This is a genomic window from Streptomyces sp. NPDC096324 (assembly GCF_044763015.1).
GTDB lineage: Bacteria > Actinomycetota > Actinomycetes > Streptomycetales > Streptomycetaceae > Streptomyces.
The window spans coordinates 19,999-28,739 of the sequence record NZ_JBIWFK010000030.1; the positions used below are offsets into that span (position 1 = coordinate 19,999).

The following is an 8,741-nucleotide window of genomic DNA, read 5'->3' on the forward strand; positions in this document are numbered from 1 at the left end:
CCTCCACCTCACCGGGTCGCACTCCCTGTCGGCGGACACGGTCCGTGCCCAGAATGGGGCACAGTGAACGGGGCCCGCCCTCCATCCGCATAGGGGCGGGCCCCGTTCACTGTGTTCGGGCCGGGCGCGACCGCGCCCCGGGCCCCTCAGCCCTTGTGCTCGCGCAGCGCGGCGAGAGCGCGGTCGGCGTGGGCGCTCATGCGCAGTTCGCTGCGGACGACCTCCAGGACGGTGCGGTCGGCCGCGATGACGAAGGTGACCCGCTTGGTGGGGGCGAGCGAGAAGCCCCGCTTCACCCCGAACCGCTCCCGCACCGCTCCGTCGACGTCGGACAGCAGGGGGAAGCCGAGCGTGTGCCGGTCGGCGAACTCCTGCTGCCGGTCGACCGCGTCACCGCTGATCCCGACCGGCCGGGCTCCGGCGGACGTGAACTCGGTGGCCAGATCTCGGAAGTGGCATGCCTCTGCGGTGCAGCCGGCGGTGAGGGCCGCGGGATAGAAGAAGAGCACCACCGGTCCCTCGGCCAGCAGTTCGGACAGGCTCCGCATCGTGCCGGTCTCGTCCGGCAGCGTGAAGTCCTCGACCTGGTCGCCGACGTTCACCTGAGATGTCATGACTGTCCCTTTCCGGACCGGGCGACTCCGCGCGCCCACAGCACGAGCGGCACCTGGAGCGGAAGCCGCGCGAGAGCCGCGGCCCGGAGCGGCGCGGGGCGCCCGCGCCAGTCGGCGGCCATCTTGACGTTGGCGGGGAAGACCCCCACGAAGAACGCGGCGGTGGCGAGCGCGGCGACCCGGCGCGTCCGGGGGAGTGCCACCCCGGCCGCCAGGGCGAGTTCGGCGGCGCCGCTCACGTACGTCCAGGTCCTGGGGGCTCCCGGCAGCGCGCGCGGGACGATGGCGTCGAACTGGCGTGGTACGGCGAAGTGGGCGACGCCCGCGGTGGCCAGAAGGCCTGCGAGCAGCAAGGGCGATCGTTCGGGCCGTGGCACGGTTCCTCCTCGGGGGGCCTGCCCGCGGATATTACTGCAGGGTAAGTGCCAGTGGTACAGGTGGGATGTGTCAGCCGCCTGCGCATCGGGTGGCGTTCGCGTGCCCTCGCCGGGCCGGGGGAGCGAGGCCGGTATCGCGACGTCCGGTGGATGCGTGAACGTCCAGGTTTGGGATCGCCCGTCACGGTGAGCTGTAGAAGTGACCCACCCTGGCCGAGGAGCGAGGACGTGTGATGTCACGACGGGCCCCCGACTCGGCCTGGAACGGAGGAACGAAGGATGTGCCGGCAGGTTCAGAGGTCCGCCACCTACACGGTGGCCGGTACCCGGCAGGTGGTCTCGACGGCCCCCGGCAGTCCCGCCGACGTGCGGCAGGCGGTCAGGTACGCCCTCGCGGGCCGGCCCGGCGGCCTCACCCGTCACGACGAGGACGCCATGGGCGACGTCCTGCTCGTCGCCTCCGAGCTGGTCACCAACGCGATGCTCCACGGGGGCGGTGTCACCGGGTTCGAGGTGATACCGATCGAGCGGGCGGTGCGGCTGTCCGTGAGCGACCGGAGCGATCAACCGCCCGTGGCGGGTGATCAGTTCGACGACGTCGGCCGGATGCGGGTCGGCGGCCGCGGCTGGATGATCGTCTGCGCCCTGGCCACCGACGTCGTCGTCGCGAACCTGCGGACCGGAGGCAAGCGCATCACGGCCGAGGTACCGCTGTCGGTCGGCCGAAGGCGCTGAACGGCGTACCGGCCGGAGTGACCGGGCGGGACCGGCGGGCCAGGCCCTGGCTGATGTGGCCGCGCGGAACAGTTGAGTCAGGTACTGAGCCGGTGTGGCCGGGCAGGACAGTGAGTGCAGGACAGTGATTCAGGCCGTCAGGGCGTGTCGAAAGATCCCCGAATCCATGGCCCCGCTCCGCCGGATTCCCTCGCTCCGCCCCGGTGTCTCGCTCCGGGGGGTCGCGTCGCCGCGGCCCGTGGCGGTCGTACGTGCCGCAGCCTGGACCGGGTACGTGGTCTTCGCCGGGTCGACGAGCGGGTCGCCCAGCACGATCCGGCCCGCCGCGTGCAGCGCGTCGCACTCCCCGGTGGGCAGCGCCACGTAGCAGCCGCCGCGTCCGGTCGCGGGGTCGAAGGGGAGCCAGTACCCGTACCGGCGGCGGCCGTTCGCGTGCACCGTGAGACGGACGGGGAACCGCCGCTGGGTGATCAGCCGCAGGATCTCGGCGCCTTCGGGGCCGAGCGGGGCGTGCGTGCGGGGCAGCGGCCGCAGCATGGTCACCGGCCTCCGATCGGCGCTCGCGGCACGGCACGGAGGTGCGGGGTCGGCGTCATGTGCGGGCGGCCTTTCGACGGACGGACGGGATTCACACGGCACGGGTGCGGTGCTGTTCTGGCTGACCAGCATTGTTCCGTACGGTACTGACATCGTGGGCGGAACAGTGCTCAGCCGCGGCGCCCGGACGCCCGCGCGCGGTGGGCGCGGGCGGTGAGCTGCCCCTGGACGAAGGGGTCCGTGGCGGGGTCGTACGATCCGGCGTGGTCGGCCAGGGCCTCGGTGATCCGTTCCCACTCGTCCACCTCCGTCCGCGTGTCGGGTGCCGTCGTGCCGCCGGACGAAGCGTCCTCGGCCGCCTTCCTCGCGTCGTCGAGCGCCGCCTTCGCCCGGTGATGGTTCATCCCGGTGGCGTCGCGGCGCACCCGGTCCCACACGGCGTGCTCCCGCTCGGACGGTTCCGGCTCGGACAGTTCCGGCTCTGGACTCAACGCTCCACCTCGATCGTGCGACGGAACAGCTTCCTTCACCGGAACCGAGTGCCCAGGTCGCGCCGGACGACACCTCCGCGTCGGCGCCCGCGTCCGCGGGCGCCGGTCCGTCACCAGGGCAGGAACGCGTGGACGTCCTTGCCGTCGGGCCGCACGATGACACTCACCTGGTCGCAGAGCGCGTGGACCAGATGCCAGCCGATGCCGCCTCCGCCCTCGGACGGGCGGAAGCGGCGCGGCGCGGGCGGGGTGGTGCTGGTGTCGTGGAGCGTCACATGCACCCCGTCGACGGTGGGGCGCATCTGGAGCTCGAAGGGGCCGGGAGCGTACTGGATCGTGTTCGCCGCGAGTTCGGTGACCACCAGCAGGATGTCGTCCCAGTGTTCGGCCGCCGAGGGCGGCGTGGCGCGCGCGAGGGCACGCAGATAGCCCTCCGCGGCCAGCCGCGCGTCGGTGACGTTGCGCAGCTCCCCGCCGAACGCGCTGGTGAGCGTCGCCAGTTCCGCGGACGACGAATTCCTGCTCCGGCTCGGATCGATCTCCATCGTGCCCTTCGTTTCGGATCTCGTCGACGAAATGCCTCTCGCTGCGTCGCGACCCGGTCACCTGCTCCGAACCCGGCCCTGTGGTGCGGCCCGGTGCTGCCCCTTCTGTCTACGCGGAGGTGTCCTGGGAGCGCCGACGGGAGCGGCGCCGTGCCAGCGCGCGCCGTTCCGCCTCGCTCGTGCCACCCCAGACGCCGACGGTCTGGCCCGTGTCCAGGGCCCAGCGCAGGCACTCCTCACGGACCGGGCAGCCCGCGCAGACCGCCTTCGCCTCCTGGATCTGGAGCACCGCGGGGCCGGTACTCCCGATGGGGAAGAACAGATCGGGGTCAACGGTGCGGCAAGACGCGCCTTCGCGCCAGTTCTCCATTGCGAACCTCCTGATCGAATCGAGCGCGTTCTCCGGAATCCGGTCCCTCCTCGGGTCACCCTTGATTCACCCGATGAAACAGGCGAGCCGTGCAAAGATCCTGTGGATACTGGAGCGGCCGCACGCGTCGGCCGCGCCGTGCGACGGGATTCCCCCGGGCCGACGAACCGGCGTCACCCCGCCCGCCCCGGCGAGTGCGCACCGGGGTGGCAAAATGGGATCCCGGGTGACGGCCGGTTTCGCTTCGACTGTCTCGACGGATGAACGGATGGCCCATGGCGCAGGAATCCGGCGAGGTCTGGGAGAAATTTGCCGTCGCCCTGGCGGACATGGCGCGGGATCTGCTGGCGCAGGACACGGTGCAGGCGACCCTGGACCGGATCGTGGAGCACGCGAAGGTGCTGATCAACGGCTGCGACGAGAGCGGCATCCTCACCGTCCGCCGCGGTGAGGTCAAGGCGCTGGCCGCGACCAGTGACGTCGTACGCCAGGCGGACCGGATCCAGCAGGACCTGCGGGAGGGGCCGTGCTTCGACGCGGTGACCGAGCGGGAGCAGCTCTACGCCATCGAGGACATGCGCCGGCCGCACGAGAAGTGGTCCCGCTTCGCGCCCGAGCTGAGGAAGCTGGGCATGGGCAGCATGATGGGTTTCCTCCTCTTCACCGACGACGACGCACTCGGCGCCCTCAATGTGTACTCGCGCCGGCCGAACATGTTCGACGATTCGGCTCAGCGCGCCGGCTGGATCCTGGCCTCGCACGCCGCGGTCGCCCTGTCCTCGGCCCGCACGCACCAGCAGCTCGGTGACGCCCTGGAGACCCGCCACGAGATCGGTGAGGCGATGGGCATTCTCATGGAGCGGCACGGCCTCGGCGAGGACGAGGCCTTCGCCGTGCTGAAGAAGGCCTCCCAGGACCACAACATCAAACTGCGGGAGATCGCCCGCAAGGTCTGCGAGACGGGCGAACGCCCCCGCTGACGGTCTCGGCGATCTCCCCTTCGGTCGGGTCGGGTCGCCCTGGCGGGCCCCCGGCCGGGCTCAGAGGAAGCGGCGCAGGGGCACGACGGCCAGTTCCTTGGCGCGCTGGACCGGCGACCTGCGCCCCCAGCGGGTCGGTTCGATGCCCACGGCGTTCTCCCGGTCCTCGTCGAAGTCCCGGTCGAGGGACGCGGTGAACGCCTCGTCGAGGACGGCCAGCATGACCTCCTCGTCGTGCTCCATCGAGCGGCGGTTGAAGTTGGTGCTGCCGATCAGGGAGGCCACCCCGTCCACCGTCATGATCTTGGTGTGGAGCATGGTCGGCTGGTACTGGCGTATCTCGACACCGGCGGCCAGCAGCGCGCCGTAGTGGTGCTGGCCGGCGAGCTGACAGGCCCGCTGGTCGGTGTGCGGACCGGGCAGCAGGATCTCCACCCGGACACCGCGCCGCGCCGTGGCGCACAGCAGGTCCACGAAGTAGGTGTCAGGGGCGAAGTAGGCGGTGGCGAGGCGGAAGCGTTCCTCGGCCGAGGTGAGCATCACCCGGATGAGGGTCTGCATGTCCTGCCAGCCGAAACTGGCGGAGCCCCGCACCACCTGCACGGTCGCGGTACCCGGCTGGCCGTGCCCGGTGAAACGGTCCCGGTCGTCGAAGAGCTCGTCGTGGCACTCCGCCCAGTTCTGCGCGAACGCGGCGGCGATGCCGTCCACGGCGGGCCCCCGCACCTTGACGTGGGTGTCCCGCCACTCGGCGGGACCGCGGGCGTCCCCGCACCACTCCTCGGCGATGCCCACGCCCCCGGTGAACGCCGTGTGCTCGTCCACGACGAGTGCCTTGCGGTGACAGCGGTGGTTCTGCTTCAGCGGCGAGAGCCACAGCGGCTTGCGGAACCACGCGACCTGCACGCCCGCCTCGGTCATGGACCGCAGCAGGTCCCCCTCGATCCGCTTCGCGCCGAAGCCGTCCAGCAGGAGCCGCACCCTGACACCCGCCCGCGCCCGGTCGGCCAGCGCGGCGGCGAAGTCGCGGGCGATCTGCCCGCGCCAGTAGACGAAGGTCATCATGTCGATGGTGTGCTCGGCGGAGCGGACGGCGTCGAGCATCGCGGCGAAGATCCGGTCGCCGTTCCGCAGGGGGACCAGTTCGTTCCCCTCGGTGGCGGCGATGCCGATCAGCCGCTCCAGGCGTCTGCGGAAGCGCTGCTTGCGGCGTCGTGTCTCCGCCGGATCCACCGTTCCGTGGCCCTCGAATCGTGCCGCGATGGTCTGGGACATCCGCCGTCTCCTGTTGTCCGTGGCGCATCCGCCTGTCCGTGACGCGTACCGCGTCCCCCTCGTCGCCTCGGGCGGGCGCGGGGGAGTGCTGGGGTGGTGGCCCCGCCAGCCCCTGCCCGACGAGGGTCACCACCCCAGCCGCTCGACCGTGCCGGCCCTTCGGGGTCGCCCGGCCCCTCGCGACCGCCACGGGAGCGGGTCACCGAACCGCCCGTGGGCGTCCGGGACGCGTGCCTAGTGCCCCCGATCCGCCGTGACAGTCCCCCCGCCCCCGGAATCTCGCGGTGGGCCGGGCTGCGCGGCGCCGGACGGGACGCCTGTGGGTGAGGTGTGAAGGTGGGGGAACCCGTGACATGGGCCGCGAAGGTCCGGGAAGAAGGGGAGGCAGCCCGCCCGGCACTTCGATCGGCACGAAGTGGCGCCGCCACGCGGCGAGCTGGCGGGAGTGTGGCAAGGAGGCGAAGGCATGACCACCGTCGAACCGTCCTGCGAACTCGGTACCGGTACCGGTCTCGGCGCGCGGCTGGAGCGGGATCCGCAGGCCGCCGTGTACGCCCGGGGGATGGTCCGCACGTTCCTGGACGCCCTGCCGCGCGCCGTGCCGCGCGAGACCGCCGAGGCCGTCCTGCTCGTGGTCTCGGAACTCGTGACGAACGTGGTGCGGCACGCCCGCGGCCGGCTGTGCAGCCTGGACCTGAGGGACATGGGCAACGGGGTACGCATCTCCGTCTCCGACGACGACCCCGAGCCACCGCGCCCCAGGCGCCTCGACCTGACCGGACAGGGCGGCTTCGGCTGGCCCCTGGTGCGCCGGCTGTCCTCCGAGCTGACCGTGCTGTCCCGCCCCGACGGCAAGACCGTCCACGCGGTCGTGAGTTTCTGAGGTCGTGAGTTTCTGAGGTCGTGAGCTTCTGACGAGTGCCGTCGGCCGGGGCCCCGTGGGCGCCCGGCCGTCCGAACCGTCGACTTCCTCAGCGCTCGGCGCCCGCCGGGCCGTGCCAGTCGAGGCAGACCACGAGGGCGTCGTCCTCCGGTCCCGGCCTGCCCCGGTGGCCGGTCAGCTCCCTCAGGACGGCACGGGGCACCTCCGTCGCGGGCAGCAGCCGCGTGGAGTTGATCGCCATCGCCAGGGCCTTCTCTCCGTACCTCTCCCCGCCCGGCCCCGCGACGGCATGGACACCGTCGCTCACGAAGAGGAGCCGGTCGCCGGGCTCCACCCGGAACTCCTGGACGAGGTAGTCGGTCTCCTCGAACATGCCGAGGGGCAACTGGGCCTCGAAGTCCACGCGTTCGACGGTCCGGCCGCGCAGCCGCAGCATCTGGGGCGAGCCCGCGTCGATCACCCGCATCCGGCCGGTGGACAGCTCGAAGTCGAGCATGAGCACGGACAGATAGCGGTCGCCGCGGTACTGGGCGTAGATCGCCTGGTCGGCGAGGGCCGCCTGGTCCTGGAGCGGGATGCCGGCCCGGCGCGCGTTGCGCAGGGCGTTGATGCCGAGATTGGTGAGCAGCGACGCCTCGATGCCCTCACCCATCCCGTTCGTGACGTAGAGGGACAGTCGCTCGGCGTCTGCCGACCAGTCGAAGTTGTCGCCGAAGATCGCGTAGGCGGGTTCGAGCTGGGCGCCGAGCTCGTACTCGCGCCGGGAGCAGGAGCGGCCGGGCAGCAGTTGCCACTGCATCTCCGCGGCCAGGGTCAGCCGGTCCTTGCGGCGCGCCTGGAGATACAGATCGGTGTCGCGTTCGGCCACGAGCACCTCGTGACCGAGGACCTCCGCGATGTCTGCGAGCTCGGCGAGCGTCCGCGCGTCGCAGTCGGCGGAGGGCAGGACGACGGACAGGACGCCGAGCCGGTCGCCACGCACCGTCACCGGGAGGTGCGCTCGTACGACCCCGCCGTCGCGTTCCTCGGTGAAGGGTTCCTGGGCGCCGAAGGCCCGTCCCTCGGGGCTGGTGTGCACCGGAATGGGTTCCAGGGTGTGCGGAAGCACCGAGACGGGTTGCAGCACGGTGAGCCCGTAGTCGGCCATGAAGAGCTCGACGGAGTGGGCCGCGTAGTGGGCGCACAGCACCTCACGGACCGCGTCCAGCAGTTTGTGGGGCGCCGCGGTGCGTACGGCTCGCTCCGCGGCCACGAATCTGTTCATGATGTAGGACGTGCCCATCTCTTGAGTGTTGATATCCACCATTTTGTTCCTGATGTCGGACCGACAGGCTGACAGTGCTCGAGAAGACTGGGAGAGTTGCACGGTGACTTCCTCAGGCCCGCGTCCGCACCGCAACGAGGTGGCTCGCGTGACCGCCGAGGCGTCCGAGCTGCTGGAGATCCTCTGGGGCCGCGCCTCGACGGCCCCGGTCTCCGCCTCCCAGTTGCGGGTGCTGTTCATCCTGGAACACGACGAGGGCATCAACCTGCGGACCCTGGCCGACGCGCTCGGCTCCACGCCTCCCTCGACCAGCAGGCTCTGCGACCGACTGCAGGCCGTGGGGTTCGTCGAACGGGCGCCGAGCGCCACCAGCCGCCGTGAGCTGCGGCTTTTCCTGAGCCCCCAGGGCCGCTCCTTCCTCGCCGAGCTGCGCGCGCGGCGGGAGGAGGTGCTGGAAGCGGTCCTCGCGCAGATGCCGGCCGCCGGGCGGGCGGCGCTCGTGGAGGGACTGGCGGCCTTCTGCGCGGCCGCGGCGGCGCAGCTTCACGAGGCGGGCACCATGGAGACCCGCTCGGCCTAAAGCGCGTTGCACAATGCCGTGATCTTGCAGGTCAGGGCTCGGCTACGGCTGTTCTGGTCACGCGGCCATGGCGAGGTTGTGCATGTGGGC

At 71.5% G+C, this 8,741-nt stretch carries 12 protein-coding genes; 4 read left to right on the plus strand and 8 right to left on the minus strand.

Going from position 1 to position 8,741, the window contains the following annotated elements:
* Positions 1–146: 146 nt before the first annotated feature.
* Positions 147–614, minus strand: a complete 468-nt coding sequence (locus ACIQ7M_RS40240; RefSeq protein ID WP_403653930.1) for a peroxiredoxin — start codon at positions 612–614, stop codon at positions 147–149.
* On the minus strand, positions 611–991 hold the full coding sequence (locus ACIQ7M_RS40245) for a hypothetical protein (RefSeq protein ID WP_389843156.1): 381 nt from the start codon (positions 989–991) through the stop codon (positions 611–613). Before ACIQ7M_RS40245 ends, ACIQ7M_RS40240 begins: the two co-directional genes overlap by 4 nt.
* A gap of 279 nt (positions 992–1,270) precedes the next feature.
* Here ACIQ7M_RS40245 and ACIQ7M_RS40250 point away from each other — a divergent pair, with 279 nt between their 5' ends.
* Positions 1,271–1,726, plus strand: coding sequence for an ATP-binding protein (locus ACIQ7M_RS40250; RefSeq protein WP_403653934.1), 456 nt, complete (start codon positions 1,271–1,273; stop codon positions 1,724–1,726).
* 129 nt (positions 1,727–1,855) lie between these two features.
* Here the strand turns inward: ACIQ7M_RS40250 and ACIQ7M_RS40255 are convergent, their stop codons facing one another.
* The 4 genes from ACIQ7M_RS40255 to ACIQ7M_RS40270 form a co-directional block, all read right to left on the minus strand.
* Positions 1,856–2,263, minus strand: a complete 408-nt coding sequence (locus tag ACIQ7M_RS40255) for a hypothetical protein (protein ID WP_403653954.1) — start codon at positions 2,261–2,263, stop codon at positions 1,856–1,858.
* A gap of 170 nt (positions 2,264–2,433) precedes the next feature.
* Positions 2,434–2,754 (minus strand): hypothetical protein, encoded by a 321-nt coding sequence (locus tag ACIQ7M_RS40260; protein WP_386980738.1) that lies wholly within the window; start codon positions 2,752–2,754, stop codon positions 2,434–2,436.
* A gap of 110 nt (positions 2,755–2,864) precedes the next feature.
* A complete protein-coding gene (locus ACIQ7M_RS40265) occupies positions 2,865–3,299 on the minus strand; it encodes an ATP-binding protein (RefSeq protein ID WP_355775913.1) in 435 nt (144 codons plus the stop codon).
* 109 nt (positions 3,300–3,408) lie between these two features.
* Positions 3,409–3,669, minus strand: a complete 261-nt coding sequence (locus ACIQ7M_RS40270; protein ID WP_389843146.1) for a WhiB family transcriptional regulator — start codon at positions 3,667–3,669, stop codon at positions 3,409–3,411.
* Between the two features lie 275 nt (positions 3,670–3,944).
* On the opposite strand from ACIQ7M_RS40270, the gene ACIQ7M_RS40275 reads away from it, so the two are divergent.
* Complete coding sequence (locus ACIQ7M_RS40275) at positions 3,945–4,649, plus strand: GAF and ANTAR domain-containing protein (RefSeq protein ID WP_403653939.1); 705 nt, start codon at positions 3,945–3,947, stop codon at positions 4,647–4,649.
* 60 nt (positions 4,650–4,709) lie between these two features.
* Here the strand turns inward: ACIQ7M_RS40275 and ACIQ7M_RS40280 are convergent, their stop codons facing one another.
* On the minus strand, positions 4,710–5,924 hold the full coding sequence (locus ACIQ7M_RS40280; RefSeq protein WP_403653942.1) for a phosphatidylserine/phosphatidylglycerophosphate/cardiolipin synthase family protein: 1,215 nt from the start codon (positions 5,922–5,924) through the stop codon (positions 4,710–4,712).
* A gap of 466 nt (positions 5,925–6,390) precedes the next feature.
* Between ACIQ7M_RS40280 and ACIQ7M_RS40285 the strand changes: the two genes are divergently transcribed.
* Complete coding sequence (locus tag ACIQ7M_RS40285; RefSeq protein WP_355774305.1) at positions 6,391–6,807, plus strand: ATP-binding protein; 417 nt, start codon at positions 6,391–6,393, stop codon at positions 6,805–6,807.
* An 88-nt stretch (positions 6,808–6,895) separates the two neighbouring features.
* Here the strand turns inward: ACIQ7M_RS40285 and ACIQ7M_RS40290 are convergent, their stop codons facing one another.
* On the minus strand, positions 6,896–8,071 hold the full coding sequence (locus ACIQ7M_RS40290; protein ID WP_355774311.1) for a PP2C family protein-serine/threonine phosphatase: 1,176 nt from the start codon (positions 8,069–8,071) through the stop codon (positions 6,896–6,898).
* Between the two features lie 148 nt (positions 8,072–8,219).
* Here ACIQ7M_RS40290 and ACIQ7M_RS40295 point away from each other — a divergent pair, with 148 nt between their 5' ends.
* Entirely contained in the window at positions 8,220–8,651 is a 432-nt protein-coding gene (locus ACIQ7M_RS40295) for a MarR family winged helix-turn-helix transcriptional regulator (RefSeq protein WP_403653945.1), read from the plus strand.
* Positions 8,652–8,741 lie beyond the last annotated feature (90 nt).